The sequence below is a fragment of the Pacificitalea manganoxidans genome, assembly GCF_002504165.1.
In the GTDB taxonomy this organism is placed as follows: domain Bacteria; phylum Pseudomonadota; class Alphaproteobacteria; order Rhodobacterales; family Rhodobacteraceae; genus Pacificitalea; species Pacificitalea manganoxidans.
Genome location: NZ_CP021404.1, coordinates 1367653 through 1387706, shown reverse-complemented (window position 1 = coordinate 1387706; position 20054 = coordinate 1367653). Strand labels below are relative to the sequence as shown.

Below are 20054 nucleotides of genomic sequence, written 5' to 3'. Positions count from 1 at the left end.
CTCGGCCTCGTTCGTTGGGGTCTTGCAGGCTCGGGCGGTGCGCGCGCGGCTCAGAAGGCCGGCGCAGGCAGGGCGTCAAACTCCGCCGTGAGCGCCGCGATGTCAATGTCATCCGGGCTCCGCCGGGCGGCCACCGCCGCGTCAGCCCGGCGTAGGGCCGCCCCCCTCAGCACACCAGAGGCCTCCACCGTGGCCAGCATCTCCGGCATCTTGCCGTTGCAATGCAATACCACGTCGCAGCCCGCCGCAATCGCCGCCGCAGACCGCGCGGCGATGCTGCCGGATAGCGCTTCCATCGAAATGTCGTCGCTCATCAACAGCCCGTCAAACGCCAGCGCCTCGCGGATCACGCTGATCGCAGGGGCCGAAATCGTTGCGGGCAGGTCCGGGTCCAGCGCGGTGTAGACAATATGCGCGGTCATCGCCATCGGCAGGTCGCGCAGCGCGTGGAACGGCGGGAAATCCCGCGCGTCTAGGTCGGCCCGCGTGGCGTCGACCACCGGCAATTCCAGATGACTGTCGAGCCGCCCGCGCCCGTGGCCGGGAATATGCTTCAACACCGGCAGAACGCCCCCCGCCAGCAGCCCATCCGCCACCGCACGGCCCAGATCGGCCACCGCGCTCGGCGCGTCGCCATAGCAGCGGTTGCGCAGGAAATCGTGGGTCTCGTCATCGGCCACATCGACCATCGGCGCGCAATTTCCGTCGATCCCCAGCGCGCGCAATTCCGCCGCGATCAGGCGGTAGCGCAGATACATGCCCCGGCACGCGGTCGCGTGATCCGGCGCGGCGCGGATCTGGTCCAGCGGCGGTAGCCACTCCCGCCCCAATGGCGGGCGCAGGCGCTGCACGCGGCCCCCTTCCTGATCGATCAGGATCACCGCGTCATGCCCGGCAGCGTCTCGCAGCGCGGCACAGAGCGCGCGGATCTGCTCCGGCGTCTCAAGATTGCGGGAAAACAGGATAAAGCCCCAAGGCCGCGCCTGCGCAAACAGCGCGCGTTCCTCGGCGGTCAGCACCGGACCGGCACAGCCCAAAATCGTCGCGGAATAGCTCATCAGCGCGCCATCACCGGAATGCAATCGGCCCGTTCAGCCACCAGCGCGGCACAGAACCGGCGCGCCTCGGACAGATCGTCAAACCCCGTCGCCCGCAGCCGGTAGAAGGTCCGCCCACCGGACCGCGCTTCCTGCACCACCCGGCTTTTGCCTTCCATCAGCGCGGCGAAGCGGCCATTGATCCGGCCCCATGCCGTGCGCGCGTCCTCGGCACTGTCGAACGCACCCAGCTGCACCAGCCGTGCGCCCACGGGAATGTCGGCCACGGCCACCTCGGCGGCCTCCACCGGCGCGGCGGGGAGCGACACTTGCGTCGGTGCGACCCGCATCACCCGGTTTGCCGGGCGCGGCGCAGGTCGGGGGGAGCGCGCAGGCCCCGGCCCCTTGACCATCATTCCCGGCTCCGGCGTCTGCGCCAGCGCCGCGACACGCACGGTTTCCGCCACTTCTTCCTCTAGGCTTTGGGTCGCGCCCAAGGCCGCCATGATCGCCGACGCGACATCGGGATCGTCAACCTCTGCCACCGCGTCGGGCAGAACCTCCACCGGGGCACTATCGCGCGCGTCCAGCTCTGGCGCGGGGTCGCTGGCCTCCGCGTCCTCCACCATCACCGTTTCCGGCTCCGCGATCAGGCTTGCGGCATCCTCGGCCCGCGCGATTTCTCGCGGCGCGGCATCGGCGGCGGGCAGCGTCACCCCGCGCGTCAGGCCCAGCATCATCTCCCGCGCGGCGGCGGCGGGGTCGTTGCGGATCACATCCGGGGTCAGGCTTGCCAATGTCGCGGTCGTTCCGGGCAGCGTAGGCGATGGCGTATCGAGCCCCGCCCGCTCCAACGTCGCGGGCACGCTCGCCGCGCGGCTCACCTGCGCTTGGGCCGACCGCTCCGATTGCGCGGCAGCCTCCGCTTGCGCCAACCGTTCCGCCTGCGCGGCGGCCTCGGCCTCCGCCTGCATGGCGGCGGCCAATTCGACACGCGGCTGGTCTTCGGCCCGCAGCCCTTCGGGGACCGGGGCCAGCACCAGCGCCTCGGGGACCGGCACGGCCTCGCCCACCGATTGCACCGAGTTCACGGCAAGCCCTTGGTGCACCGCGATATTACCACCGGGGTTTTCAGGAGCGACCCGCATCGGCCCGTCCTGGGCCTGGATGATCGGAATGCCCTGCACGTCGCGCATCACCACACGGTAGCTCCACACGCCCAGCCCCGCGATCAGCGACACAGACACCAACCCGCCGATCACGTTAAACAGAACGCGGCCTGTGCCACTGCGCATCGGCGCGTCGGCCTCGGTCGCATAGGCCGCGCCATCAGCCCCGTAATAGGTGCCGCCAGACAAATCCTGCGGATCGAAATGATCGAACATCTGCCCCATCGTCTGGGGCGTGGCCGCGCCGGTTTCGGGCTGGTCGCTCGCCGGGTCGGTCATCCGGGCCAGGCCGCGGGGGTCACCCGCCGCGCCGGGCTGTCCGATCCGGTCGCCATCGCGGCGCGGCGCGTGGATCGCACCCTGCCGCCCACCCTCAGTCGGGTATGCCATTGCACTGCCTCGTCTCTCGCGCCCGACCGGGCCAGCGACAGCACCGGGCGAGAAACCGGCAACGGCTGGATCGGGGGGCTTTGCCTGCTTCCCCGATCCGGCGCTGGGTTCAGCGCATTTCGTCTGCCGGGGTTACGCCAAGGATACCAAGCCCGTTGGAAATGACAACGGAAACGGCGCGGGCCAGCGCGATTTTGGGCAAGGCGGCGCTGGCGTCATCCTGCACGAACCGCAGATCGGTGTCCTCGTTGCCCTTGTTCCAGAGCGCGTGGAACGCGGCGACCAGTTCGTTGAGGAAAAACGCGATGCGATGCGGCTCGTTGGTGCGGGCCGCAATTTCCACCAGACGCGGCCATTCCGCCAGCTTTCGCGCAACGGCAAGCTCGGAAGGATGCGTGTTTCCGGTCAGGTCAGCCGCGATCAGGCTGGCGTCATCGGTGGCCTGCCCGGCCTCGCCCGCCTTGCGGATCGCGGAGCACACGCGCGCATGGGCGTATTGCACATAGAACACAGGGTTCTCGCGACTTTGCTCCAGCACCTTGTCAAAATCGAAATCGAGCGGCGCATCGTTCTTGCGCGTCAGCATCACGAACCGCGTCACATCGGGGCCGACCTCGTCCACCACATCGCGCAGCGTGACGAAATTGCCCGCCCGCTTCGACATCTTGAACGGCTCGCCATTCTTCCACAGCTTGACCAACTGCGTCAGCTTCACGTCCAGCGGCACGGTGCCGCCCGACAGCGCCGAAACAGCCGCCTTCATGCGCTTCACATAGCCGCCGTGATCGGCCCCGAACACGTCGATCAGCGCGTCATATCCGCGACTTACCTTATCGTGGTGATAGGCGATATCCGGCGCGAAATAGGTCCAGGAGCCATCGGATTTCATGATCGGACGGTCCACGTCATCGCCATGCGCGGTGGAGCGGAACAGCGTCTGCTCGCGTGGTTCCCAATCCTCGGGCGTCTTGCCCTTGGGCGGCTCTAGCGTGCCCCGGTAGATCAGATCACGGGCGCGCAGATCCTCGATCGCCGCTTCGATCTTGCCGGTGCCATAGAGCGATTTTTCCGAGAAAAAGCGATCCATCTCGACGCCGAGCGCCTTCAGATCGGCGCGGATCAGCTCCATCATCGCGGCGGTGCCGAAATCGCGCACCTCTTCCAGCCAGACGGATTCGGGCTGGCCGACATAGGCATCCCCGACCTTATCCTTCAGCGCCTGACCGACCTCGATCAGGTAGTCGCCGGGATAGGTGCCATCCTCGAATGCCACTTCTTGCCCATGCGCTTCGAGATAGCGCAGGTAGACCGACCGCGCGAGCACATCGACCTGCGCGCCGCCGTCATTGATGTAATATTCCCGCGTGACCTCGTAGCCCGCGAAATCCAGAAGCCCGGCCAGCGCATCGCCAAACACCGCGCCGCGGGTGTGGCCCACATGCAACGGCCCCGTGGGGTTGGCCGAGACATATTCCACGTTCACCTTGCGCCCCTGCCCCAAGGCAGAGCGGCCATAGCCATCGCCACCCTGCAACACCGCACGGGTCACATCGGCCCAGACCTGCGCGCCCAGCCGCAGGTTGAGAAAGCCCGGACCCGCGATTTCGGCGGTGTCGATGCGCGGATCTTCGATCAGCTTCGCGGACAGCGCCTCGGCAATGTCGCGCGGCTTCAGACCGGCGGGCTTCGCCAGCACCATCGCCGCGTTGGTCGCCATGTCGCCATGCGCCGGATCGCGCGGCGGCTCCACCGTGACATTGTCGAGCGACAGCCCGGCGGGCAGGTCGCCCGCGTCCATCATGGTCCCCAGCGTATCGAGGACGAGGCGGTGAATATCGGCAAAAAGATGCATGAACGGCTCCCGGATGATGCGCCGGGATGTATCAGAGGCAGTCAGCGCGTCAACTGCAAGCTCCCCGCCCGCGCGCCCCGCACCGCCATCGCCCCGCATTATCCTGCGTCGCCGCGCACGCGCCACCATTCCCCCGGTCCGCTGTCCAATTGCCCGACCACCCCGGCATCCGTCCCCAGCACTCCGCACCCGGCATCCCCCGCCCCCATCCCGGCGCGGACCTGTCCCGGTGCGCCCCGCCCCGCACCGCGCCGCCGAAAACCGTGCCGCCGCACCTCGCGTCACCCGGGCCGAAGGCGCGTTTGTCGCGCCCCCTGCGTCGTAAAGCGCATTGCCCTGTCAGCCCGAACCTCCTAAACCGTCCGTGGAAACGGGCCGCCTTTGGGATGGGTTGCGCCCGGCGTAGCAGGACTAAGCCAGGAGACACCTATGGCGGACGCAGCCATCCACGGTCACGGGCATGACGACAACCGGGGGTTCTTCACCCGGTGGTTCATGTCCACCAACCACAAAGATATCGGGATCCTCTACCTGATCACCGCCGCGGTGGTCGGGTTTATCTCCGTCGCCTTCACCGTCTACATGCGGATGGAGCTGATGGAACCCGGCGTGCAGTTCATGTGTGCCGAAGGCGCGCGTCTGCTGCCCGCAGCAGCCGGGGAATGTACCCCCAACGGGCACCTGTGGAACGTGCTGATCACGGCCCACGGCATCCTGATGATGTTCTTCGTGGTGATTCCCGCGCTGTTCGGCGGTTTCGGCAACTACTTCATGCCGCTGCAGATCGGCGCGCCGGACATGGCGTTCCCCCGTCTGAACAACCTCTCCTACTGGCTCTACGTCGCGGGCACCGCGCTCGCCGTGGCCTCGGTCCTGTCGCCGGGCGGCAACGGTCAGCTGGGCTCCGGCATCGGCTGGGTGCTCTATCCGCCGCTGTCCACGACCGAAGGCGGGTATTCCACCGATCTCGCGATCTTCGCCGTGCACGTTTCGGGCGCCAGCTCGATCCTCGGCGCGATCAACATGATCACCACCTTCCTCAACATGCGCGCGCCGGGCATGACCCTGCACAAGGTGCCGCTGTTCGCGTGGTCGATCTTCGTGACCGCATGGCTGATCCTTCTGGCCCTGCCGGTGCTCGCCGGTGCGATCACCATGCTGCTGACGGACCGTAACTTCGGCACCGCCTTCTTCGATCCCGCAGGCGGCGGCGACCCCATCCTTTATCAGCACATCCTGTGGTTCTTCGGTCACCCCGAGGTCTACATCATCATCCTGCCGGGCTTTGGCATCATCTCCCACGTCATCGCGACCTTCTCGCGCAAGCCGATCTTCGGCTACCTGCCGATGGTCTACGCGATGGTGTCGATCGGTGTGCTGGGCTTCGTCGTGTGGGCGCACCACATGTATACGGTCGGCATGTCCCTGACCCAGCAGAGCTACTTCATGCTGGCAACGATGGTCATCGCCGTGCCCACGGGCATCAAGGTGTTCTCCTGGATCGCGACCATGTGGGGCGGTTCGGTGGAATTCAAATCCCCGATGCTCTGGGCCTTCGGCTTCCTGTTCCTGTTCACCGTCGGCGGCGTCACCGGCGTGGTGCTCAGCCAGGCAGGCATCGACCGGGTCTACCACGACACCTACTACGTCGTGGCGCATTTCCACTATGTGATGTCGCTCGGCGCCATCTTTGCCATCTTCGCGGGGATCTACTTCTACTTCCCCAAGATGACCGGCAAAATGTATAACGAGCCGCTCGCCAAGCTGCATTTCTGGATGATGTTCATCGGGGCTAACCTGACCTTCTTCCCGCAGCACTTCCTTGGCCGTCAGGGCATGCCGCGCCGCTACATCGACTACCCGGAGGCCTTCGCCACCTGGAACATGGTCAGCTCCATCGGCGCGTTCATCGCTTTTGCATCCTTCCTGCTGTTCTTCGGCATCATGGCCCATGCCCTGCTGCGGGGCCGCGCCGAAACCCGTCCCAACCCGTGGAACGAGTATGCGGACACGCTGGAATGGACTCTGCCTTCGCCGCCGCCCGAACACACGTTCGAGCAGCTTCCCAAGCGCGAAGACTGGGACAAGCAGCACGCCCACTAAGCCGGGCCATCAGCACCAGACAGCAGACGGGCCCCGGCACCACGCCGGGGCCCGTTTCGCATTCCACGCCCCATTCCCCCCCCCTGAGCGCCACGAGCCGCCATGCCCTATGAATGGATACCGCACCCGCCCGATGGTCGGCCGCTCCCCGAAGCAGGGGCCGGCACGCCGCCGCTGCGGCTGCACGCATGGCCCTACCGCTCGCTGTCGCGGCGCGGGTTTGCCGGGTTCATCGCCGTGACCTTCGTGCTGCTGATGGTGCCCTTGATGCCCGCGCTCGGCACGCCCGTGGCCTTTGCCCTGCTGCCGTTTCTGCTGGGGGCGCTGGCGCTGCTCTACATGTTGCTGCAACGCAATCAGCGCGATGGCGAAATGGTCGAGGAACTGACCCTCACCGCGGCTGAGATTCGCCTCACCCGGCACAATCCCCGCGCCGCCCCGCAGGACTGGCACGCCCATCCCCACTGGACCCGGCTCACCCTGCATCCGCGCGGCGGGCCGGTGCCGCACTACCTGACCCTGCATGGCAATGGCCGCGAGGTCGAACTCGGCGCCTTTCTCACGCCTGCCGAACGTGAGACGCTGCACGGCGATCTCACCCGCGCCCTCGCCGCCGCCCGCGCCCCCGCCCATCTATCGGAGCCGACCTGATGGCCCAGAACCCCGCCACCCCCAAGCTTCGCCGCCTTGCCTTGCGCATTGCGGCCCGGTTCGGCCTCGCCACGCATCTGCCGCACCAGCGGTCCGAGGCGGCGGCACTGGCCCTGCGCGCCGCACCGCCCGCGCCCCTTGGCGACGGGGCCGAGGTCGTGTTTCTGATCCCGCTGGTGGGGCGTGCCCATGTCGGCGACTGGGCGCAGGTCTCCGCCGCGCTTGCCCGCACGCTGCAAGGCTTCCGCAATCAGACCGATCCCCGCTGGCGCGCTATCATTTGCGGTCAGGACCGCCCCGATGGTGTGGATTTCGATGACCGGGTGCAGTTCCTGCCCTTCACCGACCGGGTCGAGGGCAATGACAAATGGGATAAGCTCGATCGCCTCGCCCGCCACCTGCCCACACTTGGCCTGCGCACAGGCTACGCCATGCCCTTCGATGCCGATGACCTGCTGCGCGACGATGCCGTGGCGCGGATGGTGTCAGGCGCGGCCCCCGGCGGTTGGCTCGTGACACAAGGCTGGGTCTGGGATGTGGGCCGCGATCGCATCGGTGCCGCCCGCCCGCAATCGCTGGCCGAACCGGGGCAGAAGGCGCTGTGGAAGCTCTGCGGCTCCACCGCCGCGTTCCGCATCGGTGCCGCGGGCGCCGGGGTGTCCGAGGCCGAAGCGGCCTTCCTCGCCGCCGTCACCGGCCATGAACACCGCATGTTTCCCTATCTCGCCACCCTCGCAGGTCGCCCGCTACGCCCCCTGCCGGGCGCGCCCGCTGTCGGCTACCTTATTGGGCATGGCGAAAATTTCGGGGCACGTCGGGGTCGGGTGTCGTTCAAACGCCGCTTCGTCGACCGCTTTCCCGCAGGTGACGCAGGCCGCAACGACCTGACCCGGCATTTTCCCTGATCGTCGCATGCGCGTCGCGGCGGCGGGGCACAGGCCCCCAGCCGCACCGCGTGATCGTGTCCGGCGTCTCCGCCGCGCTCACATCCCCCGGTCGCCGGAGGACAGGCCTAGCAACTGATCCATCGTGACCGACGGCTGCGCGCAGCCCGCCTCGCCCACCACCTTCGCCGGCACCCCGGCGACGGTCGATTTCGGCGGCACGTCATGCAGCACGACCGAACCCGCCGCGATACGGCTGCAATCGCCCACGCGGATATTGCCCAGCACCTTCGCGCCCGCGCCGATCAACACGCCATTGCCAATCTTGGGGTGGCGGTCGTCGTCTTCCTTGCCGGTCCCGCCAAGCGTCACCGAATGCAGCATTGACACATTGTCGCCCACCACTGCCGTCTCACCAATGACGATGGAATGGGCGTGGTCGATCATGATGCCCCGCCCGACACGCGCCGCCGGGTGAATATCGATGCCGAAAATCTCGGACACGCGCATCTGGATGAAATACGCCAGATCATGCCGCCCCTGCCGCCACAGCCAATGCCCGACGCGATAGGCCTGAATCGCCTGAAAGCCTTTGAAATACAGAATCGGCTGGATGAACCGATGGCAGGCCGGGTCGCGTTCGTAGACGGCGACCAGATCAGCGCGCGCCGCCGTCGTCAGGTCCGGCTCGCTGCCATAGGCTTCGTCCGCGATCTCGCGCAGAACCTGCTCGCTCATCTCGCCCGAGGACAGCTTCAGCGCCAGCCGATAGGCCAAGGCGCGCTCCATCGTCGGATGGTGCAGGATGCACGAATGGAACATGCCTCCCAGCAACGGCTCCTGCGCCACGGCGGCCTCGGCCTCCTCGGCGATGCGGGTCCAGACCGGGTCAACCTCGGCAATGCGGCGTTCTGGCTTCACCATTGGGGAGCATCCTTTCGTTCGCGTCCTCCACTCCCAGATAGCATAGCACAGGCCGGGGGGAAGCCTGTAGATAGGCATCAAGCCATCCGCAGCCAAGCCCTGCTTTCGGCGCAGCCGCCGCGCCGCGCCCCTTGACCCCTGCCCGCCCGCAGGGCATCGCAGACCCCATGGCAGACCGAACCGACCTCCTGATCCTAGATGGCGTGCTCAGCGACCGCGGCTCCAAATACGCCGTCGCAGGCGCCCCCGCCCATTCGAAGGCCGAGGCAGACGCCCTGCTCAAAGCCCTCAAGCGCAACAAGAAATTCGCCAAAGCGACCCATAACACATGGGCGCTCTTGCTGCCCGACACGCCCATCAAAGCCGATGACGGAGAGGCCGGCGCCGGCATGGTCATCCTGCGCATGCTGGAACGCGCAGGCCTCGAAAACCACCTCGTCATCGTCACCCGCTGGTTCGGCGGCACCCATCTGGGCGGGGACCGCTTTCGCCACGTCCAAACCGCCGTCCGCGCCTACATGACCGAAATCGGCATCGACCCCAGCGGTTAACCCAGCGGCTTCGCCTTGCCCGCGGGCGGATGGCTCAGCTTGCAAGCCGCTCCGACCGTCAAGGATCCAGCACGACGTCAGCCTGCCCGTGGGCTGGCGCTGGGACGGTTGAACGGTGTGCTTTATGGTGAAACCAACCTCCCCGCCCCGAGATCGCCGCGACACGACCAAAGCGCCAGCCCGCCCGAACGGGCAGGCGCTCGCCCGCGCGCCTCTCTTGTTCGAGAGCGGGTGCGCTCACCGCAGCCGCCCTCACTCCAGCTCCGCCAGCACCATCCCCAGACACCGGCGGAACTCCGCATCGCGCACGGCCCCCGGCGCGCGGGGTTGCTTCATCGCCGCCGCCATGAGCGAGCCGTCGCCGTAGCGCGGATGCGCCCGCCCGGTGCGCTGCCGGTGCCGCTCGGCCAGCGCCGCCCCGCGCAGCAGCCGCGCCAGCCGGTCCGCCCGTGCGGGCTCCGGCACCGCCGCCAGCACCTCTGCGGCTGCCAGCAGATCGCCGATTAACACAGATCGCATGCTACAGCCCCGGCAGCCCCACCGAATAGCCATGCACCGCGATCCGCACCCGACCGCCCGCGAACTCCCCGCCCAGCGCGCCCAGCCGCAGGGGCGTCGCCGCATAGACCGCCATCGGCGTGCTCATAAGCCCCCGCGTCCATGCGCCCACCGCCAGCCCCATGCCGGTGCCAAACATGGCCGTGTCACTGGCAAGCCCCATTTCCCAGCCGCTCAGCGTGCCGGTGATCGCCTCGGTCACCCGGGCCGACACCGCGAACACCATCACATCCGCCGGGATCGTCGCCGTCGGCACATGGCTGGCGCCCGCCGTGATGTCCTCGTCGAACTCGATCACCTCGAACCGGGACGCGGCGCCGGATGCGCTCAGCCCCAGATCGGCGGCGACCCACGCGCCCCCGTCATACACCCGCACCCGGCCCTCGTCGGCGATCCACGCCCGCCAGCCCCGGCGCGGCGTGACGAACGCCCAGCCGCCGTTTAGCCCCACGGCCAGCCTGCCGCCCGCGCCCGCCCATGCGTTCACCGCGCCTGCGGGCACCGCATAGACCGCGCCTTCGACGACGATCCCCGGCGGCGCGGTCAAGATCCGGCTCTCCACCACCAATTGCGCCAGCGCGTCGAGCCGCCCCAGCGCCTCATTCACCGTCACATGTTTTTGCGCCTGCGCGGGCATCAGCAAGGGCAGGTTCAGAATTGCGGTCTCATCCATTGATCTCGATCCTCTCAAATGGGCCGGTGCCAAACCGGTCCGACAGCTGCGCCACCTCGATCGTGCAGGGCAGAGCGACGCCATCCGCCGCGCGCTGCCCGGCGCTGTAACTCCACTCCGGCACGCTCTGCGTCACCTCCCGCCGCACCGCGCCGGTCCCGTCGCGCACCCGGATCAGGTAAAGCTCCCGCGCCTCGCCCAGCGGCACCTCGTAGGAGGCCCAGCTGTCGCCGCCCTCCCGCGTGCGCCGCACCCATGTCAGGTCCAGCCGGTCGCCCGCCCAGACCGCGCGCAGATGACAGGGCCGGTAGGGCCGCAGCCCCACCCCGTCAAAGGCCAGTTGCATATGGCTGTAGGACGCGTCCTCGATCCCCCGCGCCGCCGGTCCGATCCGGTAATGCCGTGCCAAGCCGCGCGCGTCCTCCGCCAGCGGGATCTGCCGTGGCACCCCGTCCAGCAGCACCGCGCGGCTGCCCACCGGCCATAGATCCGGCATCACCGCGTCGCTGCCCGCCTGCCCGCGCAGCAAGCCGTCCAACTCCCACAGGTCCGGCCCCACCAGCCGCGCTTCGCGGTATTGCAGCACCTCCCACGGGCCGGTCGATCCCACGCCCAGCGCCAGCACATTCGCCCCGTTCAGAACCTCCAGCGCCGAGGCCGACAGCAGATCCGCCCCCGGCACCATCCGTAGCCGCAGCCCCGCACCCCACTGCCACAGGCCGATACGCCCCGCAGGCAGGGCACTGACGCTTTCGCCCAGCGCCGAAGGCGCCTCGACCACATCCAGCAGCGCATAGCCGTCATCCGCAGGCGCGCCATGCACCGCCACCGTGCCCGGCCACGGCGTCGCGCTGACCGCCAGATGCGGCGCATGCGGCACCTCGTCGCCGCGCAGCAGCGGCAGATCCATGAACACCGCCTCCACCGGCAGCGCCGGGGTGAACGCCCCCGTGCCCGGCAGATCCTCGATCATATCGGGCGGCTCATGCACCTGCGGCTCCACCCGCACCGCCTCGATCAGCCGCGCTCCTGCGGCCTCCACCCGGTCGATGCGCCACAGATCGTCGCTGCCCCGCGCATCCTCCAGCCGGATCAGATCGCCGGGGCCCAGATCGCGCCGCGACGGCGGCAATGCCAGCCGCGCGGTGTCCCGCGCCACCCGCGCCTCGGCCAGCCAGCGCTCCGCGATGGCCCGCCCCTCCGCTGCGCTCAGCACCATGGCCAGTTCGCTTTCGCTGACCGGGACCGCGTCATCGCCGGGCACCACCGCCTCCGCGACCCGCGTGGCGAAATCGCCATCGGCCTCCACATGGCTTAATCGCAGTCGCCCGGTGACCTCCGGCTCCGGCGCGCGGCTCAGGTCCAGATCGGCGTCGAGCCGGTCGCTCACCGCCATCTCCCCCCGCGCCACCGCAACCCCGGCGCGCGCCTGCCCGCGCTGGCGGAAGCTGACCTGCCCGCCCCGTTCGATCACATCCAGCCCATGCGCCAGAACCAGTGGTTGCAGCCGCGCGCGCGCATCCTCCACCCGGTCGGTGCAATAGCCGCGCACCGTGCCCCACAGGCCCGTCACATCCGGCACCAACCCGGCGCGGGTGCAGATCTCTGCCACCACCGCCGCCAGCGCCGCGCCGCCCGTGCGCCCGTTCAGCCAATGCCCGCGCGGATAGTTCACCCCGTCGGACCACAGATCCGTCTGGTTGGGAAACCACGGATGCGGGCGCGCGTCCCACGCCCAGACATGCGCGCGCGCCATATCCACCATCGGCCCGCCATAGATGTCCGACACCGGATTGCGCGCCGGATCGCTCCAATAGCCCGCCATGGCCCGCAGATACTGCGCCTGCATCGCATCGTCGCGCCGCCCGTCCGAAAACGGAGGCAACCCGGATTCGGCGCTTTTGGGGTCCAGAAACCGGTTCGGCGCATTGGCGCCCTTGTCGATCGCCGCACAGCCGTATTCGGTGAACCGAATGGGCTTGGACCCCGGCACCCACGCCGTCGCCTGCGCCTGCCGCACGCCGCCCAGCCGCTCGTGATGCGCCGCCTGCCACCAGCCGCGCAGATCCTTCACCCGGTAGACCCACGGCTCCCCATAGGCGCCATCGGTGATCGGCACGCGCCGCTGCGCCACGCGCGCGGCATCATTGGGGTAGAACCAGTCATAGCCTTCGCCGCCTTCGATATTGGCTTGCAGATAGGCCACGTCATGCACTGCCTGCCACCCGGCCTGCGCATCCAGATGATCCGCGCCGTCGCGCCAATCGGCCAGCGGCGCGTAATTGTCGATGCCGATGAAATCAACGTTCTCATCGCCCCACAGCGCATCCAGCGGGAACCGCAGATCATCGCCCGCACCGGGTGGCACATAGCCGCCATATTCGGTCCAGTCGGCGGCATAGCTCAGCGCGCAACCCGGCCCAAGGATCGCGCGCACCTCCGCCAGCAGCGACCGCAACGCCGCCACCGCAGGGAAGCCCGCCGCATCGCGCACCCGCGTCAGCCCGCGCAGTTCCGAGCCGATGCAGAACGCATCCACCCCGCCCGCCTGCGCACAAAGCCGCGCGTAATGCAGGATGAACCGCCGATAGCCCCAACTGTCGGGCCCGCTCCACCCGACGCTATCGCCCAGCGGCACGGTATCCCCGGCCGCGCCCGCACCAAAAAACGCCGCCACCTCCTGCGCCGCCGCATCCGTGCCATCGGTCGTGCCCGCCACGCCCGGCGCGCGTTCGGTCGTGATCCGCCCCCGCCACGGCAATACCGGCTGGCCCGTGCCGCCGCTCCACGGATCGGGCAGCGTGTTGCCCGCCATCTGCGTCATCAGCACAAAGGGATAGAACATCACCTCCCGCCCCGCCGCGCGCAGCGCCCGGATCGCCTCGATCACCGACGCATCGCAGGGCGTGCCACCATAGACCGGCGCGCCGCTGTCATCCTTGGGCACCTCGCCCGCCTCCAGCCGCGTGAGCCCGCTGACCGACCACGGCATACTGTCGCCATCGCGCGCGCGCTGCTCGACCAAGGGCCGCACCCGACACGCGCCACAGCGCAGATCATCGCCGAACCACGACACCACCAGCGATACCGCTCCGCAGGCAGGCAGTTCCTCCTCCAGCGCCGCGAGGGAGGTCGCAAAATCGCTCTCCCCCGAAGGCGAATTCACATTGGCCGCGCGGTTGTCGCCCAGAAACCCCCGGTAATGCACCTTCGAGGTCGCCAGCGCATATTCCCCCGTGCCGGGGATCAGGCAGACGCCGCGCACCAATTGGCTCAGGCTTTCGGCGCCCGCCGGGGCGACCTCCGACGGCACCGGGCGCACCACCTCGAACGAAAACTGCGGCACCCGGTTGCCGAACTGGCCCAGCGCCAGATCCTCGATCACCACATAGGCCAGATCGCGATAGGCCGGCACCGCGCCCGCGCCCTCCACCGCCTCGATCAGCGGATCGGGCATCTGATCGGCGCGGCCCGTATAGACCCGCAGCGTCACGTCCTCCCGCGCGATCTCCATCCCGTCGGCCCAGATCCGCCCCACGCGCAGGATTTCCCCCCGGCACAGCGCGACGGCCAGCGACACCGAATAGCTGTAGCTCACTACCTCCGGCTGCGACGGTGCCCCCTTGCCGCCGCCCCCGCTCTTGCTGCGGCGCTCCTTGAACTCGGACGCCCAGATCACCTGCCCACCAATGCGCATCCGCCCCCAGACATCCGCGATGGCGCTGCCCTCGCTCGCCCCGGTCAGGCGGAACCGCTCGATGCGCCCCACCTCCACCGGCTCCGCGCCCGCGCCCAGCAGCCGCGCGTCGATCACCCGGCCCAGCGTCGCGCCAATCGCCCGGCCCACCACCGCACTCGACAGGCCAAGCACCGTGCCGCCCAGCGCCGAGCCAGCCCACGCTCCCGCCGCCGACAGAACCAAAGTCGCCATTCACCGCTCTCCCGTCTGATCGCTGCCGCCCGGCGGCCCCGCCGGAAACGCAAACCGCGCCACCACCCGCCGCGCCCAAGGCGGCGTCAGCGCGCTTTCGCACACCCCATGTCCCGAATAGGCATGGATGAACCGTCCCGGCGCGATGGCGCTCACCACGCCCAGATGCTTGGCCACCGCGCCCGCGCGCATCCGAAACAGCAATACCTGCCCCGGCGCCTCCACCGCGCCCGCAGGCAGTTCCACCAGATGCCGCGCGGCGGCCTGCCACAGCCGCTCCTGCCGCGATGGCTCGGACCAATCGGGGGTGTAGGGCGGCACGTCCTCCGGCCAGTCGCCCTGCACCGCGCGCCAGATGCCCAGCACCAGCCCCAGACAATCCGCGCCCGCACCCCGCGTGGCGCATTGATGGCGATAGGGCGTGCCCAGCCAGCGCCGCGCCTCCTGCACCACCGCGCAGGCCACAGCAGCGCTCATCCCTCGCCCCGCTGCAAGCCGGTGACGAAATTCACCAGCGCCGTGCCCGCCTTGCGCCTGCTGCCGCCGCTCTGCGACTGGCTCCGCTTGGGGTAGCTCATCAGCCAATCCTCCCCCGGAATGTCAGGAAAGCCGCGAAAATTCAGCATGTTGTCGAACTTCAGCGCACAGGTGCCCGCGCTCTTGTCACAGCCGGCCTCCAGCCGGATCAGATCCTCCGGGGCAATATCGGCGCGCAGTTCCTGCCACAGTTCGATCCGCCGCAGACCATCCGCGCCCAGCCGGTCGATCTTCACGATCCCGGACAATCCTGCCGCGCGCCCGCTCAGCACCCGCACACGGCCCCGCGCGAACCACCCCGGCGCGTAGCCCGCCAGATCCGGCAGCCGGAACACCCGGCCCCGCGCCACCGCGCCCGCCGCCACCTCCACCGAGCGTCCCGGCGCATCCAGATCGACGCCGCAGGCCGCATCGCCCAGAACCGCCGGGCACGGCGCTTGATAGACCGCCCCCTGTGGCCGGTTCAGCGCCTCGGTCAGCCCGCGCAATTCGGCGGCAAAGCCCCCGTCGCCGCGCCGGATCTCCCCGATCGTGCCTGCAAATTCCAGCGCGCGCTCCTCCGGCACCTGCCAGTTCACCAGCCACGCGCGCACCTCCGCCCCGTCATAGCGCCCGGCCTCGATATCCTCCGCCCGGATCGCGGCGTCGTTCAGGACGCCCAGCGCCTCGCTATTGTCGACAGACAGACCATTGCCCTGCACCAGCGCCTGCGCGGTCATCCCGCCACCGGGGCGAAACACGATCCCGTCAAAGCGCAGCGCCCGGTCATGATCGGTAAAGCCCAGACACACCCCGTCGCGCCGCGTCACCGCCCACACGCGCGCCACCGTCGTCGCGCCGCTGGCCAGATGCACGCTCAGCGCCGCCTCCGCCGCGCCACTCATAGCCGCAACTCCACCACCGGCACATCCGGCACCTCGCCTGCCTGAAAACTGGCGACCGACGTGGCGATGCGGTCCGTGTCGAACCGCACCGGCACGTCAAACTCGAACCCGGCAGTGATCCGCAGCCCGGCCTCCGGCGGCTCGGTAAAGGTCACGACCCCCGTCGCCGTATCGACCGCGTAATGCACCCCCTCGCGCAGCTCTTGCCCATCGATGCCGATCCGCACCGACCCCGCGACCGGCTTCGCGATGGGCCGGTGATAGGCCACCCCGCCCGAGACATAGCTTTTGCGCAGCGCCACCGCGCGCGTGGCCCCGTCGCCCCGGCCCAGTTCCACATCGTCGAATACGGGCACGCCCGAAGGCAGCCCGGTTTTCCAATCGCTCCAATCCTTCCAACGAAAGCCATGCAACTGCCCGGCCCGCGCCTCGAAAAACGCGATCAGCGCCGCGATATCGTCGAGCGAGCGCATCCCCAGCCCCGCATCATAGCGCCGCCGCGCATGGGCCCACGGTGTGTTGCGCTCCTCATGGCCATTGGCCAGCGTCACCACCTCTGTCCGCCGCTCCGGCCCGCCGACCGAGCCAAAGCTCAGATCCGCCGGGAACCGCACCTCATGAAATGCCATTTCGCCGCCCCTTCGATGTCATGTGATGTGATGTCTGTGGCCCGGACGCTGGCGCGCCAAGCACCTCACCTGTTGCGCGCCCCGCGCGACAGCGCCCGGCCCATCTCCGCCGCGATCTGGCTCTGGCTGCGCCGGAACCCGGCCACATCCGGCGTGCTCACATGGATCTGCACGCTCACCGCCCGCGCCGCGCTGCCGCCCTCGGCGCTGACGCCCAGCCGCCCGTCGGCACCGCGCCTGAGCGGCATGATCGCCTCCGGGCCCGCCTCGCCCATCAATCCCGCGCCGCCGCGCATCGGAAACGCCACTGGCCCCGTCACCACGCCGCCCTGCGCAAACGGCATCACCCGGCCCTGCGCGAAACTGCCGCCCTTCGCGAATGGCAGCACGCCCGACACCATGCCTTCGATCCCGCCAGCGATCAGACTGCCCATCTGCGCCTGCACCGGCTTCAACGCCGCCGAATAGGCCGCGTCAGCGATTGACCGCGCCACGCCCCGCATCGCCTCGCTCAGCTTCATCCCGTCCAGCACCAGCCCGTCGAACGACCGCCGCAGCCCGCGCCCGATCGTGCCCGACAGCTGCGCCACCCCGCCCTGCGTCTGACCCAGCGACACCTGCATCCGCTGCAACTCGCGCTCGAACAGCACCGCCATCCGCCCCGCCCCGTCGAGGCTCCCGGCCAGCGCGTCCAGATCGTCCTGCGCCGTGTCGATCTCATCCATCCGTCTGCTCCTGTTCCGCCCCGCGCTCGTCGGGGAATGCCGCCTGTAGCTGGGCCAGCCCGGCCCGCGTCAGCGGCGCCATTCCCGCCCCCGGCGCCCATCCCAGCATCAGCAACACCTCCACCGGGCTCAGCGCCCAGAACTCCGCCGGGCGCAGCCGCAGCCGCGTCAACCCCAGCCGCAGCAAACCGGGCCAATCCAGCCGCTCAGCCATCCGCAACATCCTCCGGCGTGGGCAGCGCAAAGGCCCGCGCCAGCAGCGCCGCCGCCACCTGCGCCGCCGCCACCGGCCCGCCCGCGATCTCCACGCTCATCAGATCGCGCGCGCTGCCGGACCAGCCCCCGCCCCGCAGCCCCGCCACGATCAGCGCCAGCACATCGCGGCTTGCGAACTGGCCCGCCTCGAACCGCGCGACCAGATCCAGCAGGCTCTCCGCCCCCAGCTGCGCCTCCAACTCCGCCAGCGCACCCAGCGTCAGCTTCGCCCGGTGCGCCACGCCATCCAGCGTCACCATCACCTCCCCCGCCCACGGGTTCGCGCCCCCGCTCACAGCGGCACGAAGCTCAGCGCGCCCGCCGAGGCCAGCGACAGCTCATAGCTCGCCTCCCCGTCATGGCTGCCCGCATATTCGAGCGCCGTGATCTGAAACGCGCCCTGCACCCGCCCGAAATCCGGCACGATCACCTGAAAATCCGGGCATTCCCCGTCAAAGAAGATCTGCCGCGCCCGTTCATCCGTCGCCGCGTCGCGAAACACGCCAGAGCCGGAAATCGCAGCCGAGCGCACGCCCGCCCCGCCCAGCAATTCGCGCCAGCCGCCGCTGCTCGCCATCGAGGTCACATCGACCGTCTCCGCATTGAACGACACCCGCGTCGCCCGCAGCCCCGCCACCGTCTCGAACTGCCCGTCGCCGGTCAGATCCAGCTTGATAAGAAGATCCCTGCCATTCTGAGCCGCCATCGCGCCCTCCGTCCAAACTGTTGAAATGAATTATCTTATGAGTGACCCTGCGCATCCCGGCCCCGCGCCTAGGGCACGCCCGGCCCCCGTCGCCTAGTCCTCCACCCGCGCGGCAAAGCGCAGATCGATCCGCCGCCCGCCCTGCGTGCCGGTCCGCACCGCCCGCGCCCGCTCAAACCGCAGCGAAATCACGCGCCCGCGCGCCAATGGCGGCAGGCCCGGCTCAAGCGCGTCACACACCGCCGCCGCTGCGGCCTTTACTTGCGCAAATCCCTCCGGCCCGCCCATTACCGACAGCGTGAACCGGATCAGCGCGCCCTGCGCTGTAGCGTCGTCGCGGGCACGCGCCTCCTCCGCGCCCAGCAGCACATAGACAGGCGGCAGCGCCGCGCCCGGATCGGGCAGCGCGTCATGCACCGCCCCGCCGATCAGGTCCGTCAGCGCCGGGTCCGTGACCAGCACCTGATACACCGCCGCCTGAAGCGCCCCTGTCACCGCATAGCTCATCGCGCGACCTCCTCTTCGCAGGTGCAGACCAGCCAGCCCGGCACGATCGGCGCGCCCGCCTCCGCCACGCTCAGCACGTCAAATGCACGGGCCTCGGTCATAAACCTCTGCCCCGGCACGGGCCGCGCCGGATCGCCCACCGGTGCCGCGCGCAAAATGACCGTCACCGGCACCCGTGACGCCACCGCCCCGCCCGAGCCGCCTTGCAGCCGCGCGCCGCCGCGCCCTGCGCGCAACTCCCCCCAGACCGTCCCCAGCTCGGTCCACGACCGCACGCGCCCGCCCGCGCCATCCGGCACCGCACCGGGGCTCATCAGCCGCAGGCGGGTGCCGGGGCGCGGCACCTCATGCCGTCGCGCGCTCATCGGCGCGGCCCCCCGGCCAGCAGCCGCATGTTGCGCCAGCGCTCGATCAGCGCCGACACGCCATAGGGCATCACGCCCTCGCCCATCCGCATCTCGTGGCGGTATTCGTAGTAATGCGCGGCCAGCAGCATCACCGCCTGCGCCAGATCGGCGGGCAGGTCGTCCCAGTCCGGGCCGAACCCGGCGGTGAAGTCCACGCAGACAAACCCGCCCTCCGGCACCGACGGCAGCGCCGCCCCGCGCGCCGCCAGCCCCGGCCTGTGCGTGTCGGGGATCAACCGCCATGTAGCGGGATCGACCACGACCTCCCAATCCAGCCGGTCGGTCACCCGCAGCGCCGTGATCGCGCTCACTGGCGCCACCGGCAGATCCTGCACCCGCGCCCCACGCCAGCGCTCCAGCCGCCAGCGAAAATTCCGCTCTATCAAGACCTTCCCGGTCCACGCCTCCACCGCCACGCTCGCCGCACGCAGAAACGGCACGATCAGCCCGTCCTCCACGGCCTCCGCATCGGCAAAGCCGGACCCCAGCCGCAGATGCTCCCTGAACCGCGCCAGCGGCAGGGCGGCGTCGGGCACCGTCGTCAGTTCGCTCAACATCATCGGCACTCTCCCACAGGCGACAGACCGGACCTGTCGCGCGCCCGCCTCCTCGGCGCGGCATCCTTGAATTTCAGACGTCAGGATCGGGACGGGCCCGCACCCCCGCGCCGCTCGGACGGGA

Annotated in this window: 21 protein-coding genes; 4 read left to right on the top strand and 17 right to left on the bottom strand. The window is 69.4% G+C overall.

All coding sequences use genetic code 11. The features are described from left to right. Positions 1–50 precede the first annotated feature (50 nt). The 3 genes from nagZ to argS all read right to left on the bottom strand — a co-directional run bounded on the left by nagZ (position 51) and on the right by argS (position 4448). Positions 51–1058, bottom strand: coding sequence for a beta-N-acetylhexosaminidase (gene nagZ, locus CBW24_RS06350; RefSeq protein ID WP_097373036.1), 1008 nt, complete (start codon positions 1056–1058; stop codon positions 51–53). After that, positions 1058–2596 (bottom strand): SPOR domain-containing protein, encoded by a 1539-nt coding sequence (locus CBW24_RS18585; protein WP_232530235.1) that lies wholly within the window; start codon positions 2594–2596, stop codon positions 1058–1060. The genes nagZ and CBW24_RS18585 overlap by 1 nt, the downstream gene beginning before the upstream one ends. 109 nt (positions 2597–2705) lie before the next feature. Then, positions 2706–4448, bottom strand: a complete 1743-nt coding sequence (gene argS, locus CBW24_RS06340; protein WP_097374147.1) for an arginine--tRNA ligase — start codon at positions 4446–4448, stop codon at positions 2706–2708. Between the two features lie 429 nt (positions 4449–4877). Between argS and ctaD the strand changes: the two genes are divergently transcribed. From ctaD to CBW24_RS06325, 3 genes are all read left to right on the top strand, one after another. Then, entirely contained in the window at positions 4878–6551 is a 1674-nt protein-coding gene (ctaD, locus tag CBW24_RS06335; RefSeq protein WP_088661991.1) for a cytochrome c oxidase subunit I, read from the top strand. Between the two features lie 102 nt (positions 6552–6653). Further along, a complete protein-coding gene (locus CBW24_RS06330; protein WP_097373035.1) occupies positions 6654–7202 on the top strand; it encodes a DUF2244 domain-containing protein in 549 nt (182 codons plus the stop codon). After that, on the top strand, positions 7202–8107 hold the full coding sequence (locus CBW24_RS06325; protein ID WP_097373034.1) for a hypothetical protein: 906 nt from the start codon (positions 7202–7204) through the stop codon (positions 8105–8107). Before CBW24_RS06330 ends, CBW24_RS06325 begins: the two co-directional genes overlap by 1 nt. A gap of 78 nt (positions 8108–8185) precedes the next feature. On the opposite strand, the gene cysE is transcribed toward CBW24_RS06325, so the two are convergent. Then, the gene (gene cysE / locus CBW24_RS06320; protein WP_088661994.1) at positions 8186–9010 is read right to left on the bottom strand and encodes a serine O-acetyltransferase; all 825 of its coding nucleotides are present in this window, start codon (positions 9008–9010) and stop codon (positions 8186–8188) included. 167 nt (positions 9011–9177) lie between these two features. Here cysE and CBW24_RS06315 point away from each other — a divergent pair, with 167 nt between their 5' ends. After that, positions 9178–9561, top strand: a complete 384-nt coding sequence (locus tag CBW24_RS06315) for a YigZ family protein (RefSeq protein ID WP_088661995.1) — start codon at positions 9178–9180, stop codon at positions 9559–9561. Between the two features lie 252 nt (positions 9562–9813). Here the strand turns inward: CBW24_RS06315 and CBW24_RS06310 are convergent, their stop codons facing one another. From CBW24_RS06310 to CBW24_RS06250, 13 genes are all read right to left on the bottom strand, one after another. After that, the gene (locus CBW24_RS06310) at positions 9814–10080 is read right to left on the bottom strand and encodes a DUF7742 family protein (protein WP_097373033.1); all 267 of its coding nucleotides are present in this window, start codon (positions 10078–10080) and stop codon (positions 9814–9816) included. Between the two features lies 1 nt (position 10081). Continuing rightward, positions 10082–10792 carry a DUF2793 domain-containing protein gene (locus tag CBW24_RS06305; RefSeq protein WP_097373032.1) on the bottom strand — a complete coding sequence of 237 codons (711 nt, stop codon included), beginning with the start codon at positions 10790–10792 and terminating at the stop codon, positions 10082–10084. Further along, on the bottom strand, positions 10785–14723 hold the full coding sequence (locus tag CBW24_RS06300) for a baseplate multidomain protein megatron (protein ID WP_097373031.1): 3939 nt from the start codon (positions 14721–14723) through the stop codon (positions 10785–10787). The genes CBW24_RS06305 and CBW24_RS06300 overlap by 8 nt, the downstream gene beginning before the upstream one ends. Then, positions 14724–15200: a C40 family peptidase gene (locus CBW24_RS06295; protein ID WP_097373030.1), complete on the bottom strand. Its 477-nt coding sequence runs from the start codon at positions 15198–15200 to the stop codon at positions 14724–14726. It lies immediately after the preceding gene. Then, the gene (locus CBW24_RS06290) at positions 15197–16144 is read right to left on the bottom strand and encodes a phage/gene transfer agent baseplate hub protein (RefSeq protein ID WP_097373029.1); all 948 of its coding nucleotides are present in this window, start codon (positions 16142–16144) and stop codon (positions 15197–15199) included. Before CBW24_RS06290 ends, CBW24_RS06295 begins: the two co-directional genes overlap by 4 nt. Further along, on the bottom strand, positions 16141–16773 hold the full coding sequence (locus CBW24_RS06285; RefSeq protein WP_097373028.1) for a DUF2460 domain-containing protein: 633 nt from the start codon (positions 16771–16773) through the stop codon (positions 16141–16143). The genes CBW24_RS06290 and CBW24_RS06285 overlap by 4 nt, the downstream gene beginning before the upstream one ends. Before the next feature lie 65 nt (positions 16774–16838). After that, the gene (locus tag CBW24_RS06280; RefSeq protein WP_097373027.1) at positions 16839–17498 is read right to left on the bottom strand and encodes an RcGTA-type gene transfer agent tail tape measure protein; all 660 of its coding nucleotides are present in this window, start codon (positions 17496–17498) and stop codon (positions 16839–16841) included. Further along, positions 17491–17712, bottom strand: coding sequence for a rcc01693 family protein (locus CBW24_RS06275; RefSeq protein WP_097373026.1), 222 nt, complete (start codon positions 17710–17712; stop codon positions 17491–17493). Before CBW24_RS06275 ends, CBW24_RS06280 begins: the two co-directional genes overlap by 8 nt. Next, positions 17705–18013: a gene transfer agent family protein gene (locus tag CBW24_RS06270; RefSeq protein ID WP_097373025.1), complete on the bottom strand. Its 309-nt coding sequence runs from the start codon at positions 18011–18013 to the stop codon at positions 17705–17707. Before CBW24_RS06270 ends, CBW24_RS06275 begins: the two co-directional genes overlap by 8 nt. Positions 18014–18045: 32 nt before the next feature. Continuing rightward, on the bottom strand, positions 18046–18459 hold the full coding sequence (locus CBW24_RS06265; protein ID WP_097373024.1) for a phage major tail protein, TP901-1 family: 414 nt from the start codon (positions 18457–18459) through the stop codon (positions 18046–18048). Positions 18460–18552: 93 nt separating this feature from the next. Beyond that, positions 18553–18966, bottom strand: a complete 414-nt coding sequence (locus tag CBW24_RS06260) for a DUF3168 domain-containing protein (protein ID WP_097373023.1) — start codon at positions 18964–18966, stop codon at positions 18553–18555. Further along, a complete protein-coding gene (locus CBW24_RS06255) occupies positions 18963–19331 on the bottom strand; it encodes a head-tail adaptor protein (protein ID WP_232530206.1) in 369 nt (122 codons plus the stop codon). Before CBW24_RS06255 ends, CBW24_RS06260 begins: the two co-directional genes overlap by 4 nt. After that, positions 19328–19933 carry a head-tail connector protein gene (locus CBW24_RS06250; protein ID WP_097373022.1) on the bottom strand — a complete coding sequence of 202 codons (606 nt, stop codon included), beginning with the start codon at positions 19931–19933 and terminating at the stop codon, positions 19328–19330. The genes CBW24_RS06255 and CBW24_RS06250 overlap by 4 nt, the downstream gene beginning before the upstream one ends. Positions 19934–20054: the final 121 nt, after the last annotated feature.

Excerpts from the sequence above, each read along its gene's own strand:
- nagZ (WP_097373036.1), bottom strand. The coding sequence starts at position 1,058 with ATGAGCTATTCCGCGACGATTTTGGGCTGTGCCGGTCCGGTGCTGACC.
- CBW24_RS18585 (WP_232530235.1), bottom strand. The coding sequence starts at position 2,596 with ATGGCATACCCGACTGAGGGTGGGCGGCAGGGTGCGATCCACGCGCCG.
- argS (WP_097374147.1), bottom strand. The coding sequence starts at position 4,448 with ATGCATCTTTTTGCCGATATTCACCGCCTCGTCCTCGATACGCTGGGG.
- ctaD (WP_088661991.1), top strand. The coding sequence starts at position 4,878 with ATGGCGGACGCAGCCATCCACGGTCACGGGCATGACGACAACCGGGGG.
- CBW24_RS06330 (WP_097373035.1), top strand. The coding sequence starts at position 6,654 with ATGCCCTATGAATGGATACCGCACCCGCCCGATGGTCGGCCGCTCCCC.
- CBW24_RS06325 (WP_097373034.1), top strand. The coding sequence starts at position 7,202 with ATGGCCCAGAACCCCGCCACCCCCAAGCTTCGCCGCCTTGCCTTGCGC.
- cysE (WP_088661994.1), bottom strand. The coding sequence starts at position 9,010 with ATGGTGAAGCCAGAACGCCGCATTGCCGAGGTTGACCCGGTCTGGACC.
- CBW24_RS06315 (WP_088661995.1), top strand. The coding sequence starts at position 9,178 with ATGGCAGACCGAACCGACCTCCTGATCCTAGATGGCGTGCTCAGCGAC.
- CBW24_RS06310 (WP_097373033.1), bottom strand. The coding sequence starts at position 10,080 with ATGCGATCTGTGTTAATCGGCGATCTGCTGGCAGCCGCAGAGGTGCTG.
- CBW24_RS06305 (WP_097373032.1), bottom strand. The coding sequence starts at position 10,792 with ATGGATGAGACCGCAATTCTGAACCTGCCCTTGCTGATGCCCGCGCAG.
- CBW24_RS06300 (WP_097373031.1), bottom strand. The coding sequence starts at position 14,723 with ATGGCGACTTTGGTTCTGTCGGCGGCGGGAGCGTGGGCTGGCTCGGCG.
- CBW24_RS06295 (WP_097373030.1), bottom strand. The coding sequence starts at position 15,200 with ATGAGCGCTGCTGTGGCCTGCGCGGTGGTGCAGGAGGCGCGGCGCTGG.
- CBW24_RS06290 (WP_097373029.1), bottom strand. The coding sequence starts at position 16,144 with ATGAGTGGCGCGGCGGAGGCGGCGCTGAGCGTGCATCTGGCCAGCGGC.
- CBW24_RS06285 (WP_097373028.1), bottom strand. The coding sequence starts at position 16,773 with ATGGCATTTCATGAGGTGCGGTTCCCGGCGGATCTGAGCTTTGGCTCG.
- CBW24_RS06280 (WP_097373027.1), bottom strand. The coding sequence starts at position 17,498 with ATGGATGAGATCGACACGGCGCAGGACGATCTGGACGCGCTGGCCGGG.
- CBW24_RS06275 (WP_097373026.1), bottom strand. The coding sequence starts at position 17,712 with ATGGCTGAGCGGCTGGATTGGCCCGGTTTGCTGCGGCTGGGGTTGACG.
- CBW24_RS06270 (WP_097373025.1), bottom strand. The coding sequence starts at position 18,013 with ATGGTGACGCTGGATGGCGTGGCGCACCGGGCGAAGCTGACGCTGGGT.
- CBW24_RS06265 (WP_097373024.1), bottom strand. The coding sequence starts at position 18,459 with ATGGCGGCTCAGAATGGCAGGGATCTTCTTATCAAGCTGGATCTGACC.
- CBW24_RS06260 (WP_097373023.1), bottom strand. The coding sequence starts at position 18,966 with ATGAGCTATGCGGTGACAGGGGCGCTTCAGGCGGCGGTGTATCAGGTG.
- CBW24_RS06255 (WP_232530206.1), bottom strand. The coding sequence starts at position 19,331 with ATGAGCGCGCGACGGCATGAGGTGCCGCGCCCCGGCACCCGCCTGCGG.
- CBW24_RS06250 (WP_097373022.1), bottom strand. The coding sequence starts at position 19,933 with ATGATGTTGAGCGAACTGACGACGGTGCCCGACGCCGCCCTGCCGCTG.